Genomic DNA, 506 nt, shown 5'->3' with positions numbered 1-506 from the left:
AGTAATAATAACTATACCACCTATCCCATCGGATTTATCAAGCATGTAAAGCTTAGCGAGGGCAAGCAGGAAAGGATGGCTGAAATCCTTTCTGAGATTACAGGGGCTGACACGGAAACAATTTTACAGGAAGCAGCCGGGATAACGTCTGGAGGTTCCGATAATTACACCTTCCAGATCGGCGGGGACGGGATGCAGCAGGACGGGAACGGCGGCTTTACCATCGGATCGGATGAGAAGCGGCAGAGCAGCCCGGAAAAAAGGACATTCACGGTTCGTGATGACATGGACTATGCCCGGTTCAAGGAACTGATGAGGCAGGCGGACGATCTTTTGGGCGGCGGCTCCAAGTACACGGTGGATTCCCTGATTGGGTACGGGGCGGTTCCCCTGACCTATGAAGAGGCCAGAGAGCGGTACGACCTTGCGGTCAGTTCCGATAAAGTGACCGGCGGATATGCCCGTTTGTTCTCCGATTATGCAGGGGTTATGGTACTGTCGATCCT

1 pseudogene is annotated in these 506 nt (G+C 53.2%); it reads left to right on the top strand.

What is annotated here, in order from left to right:
• Positions 1–506, top strand: a pseudogene (locus tag U8U68_RS22190) (hypothetical protein); the annotation flags it as partial.

Source organism: Acutalibacter intestini (assembly GCF_034334985.1).
GTDB lineage: Bacteria > Bacillota > Clostridia > Oscillospirales > Acutalibacteraceae > Acutalibacter > Acutalibacter intestini.
The sequence above is the reverse complement of the archived record's forward strand: the minus strand, read 5'-3'. Positions and strand labels throughout refer to the sequence as shown.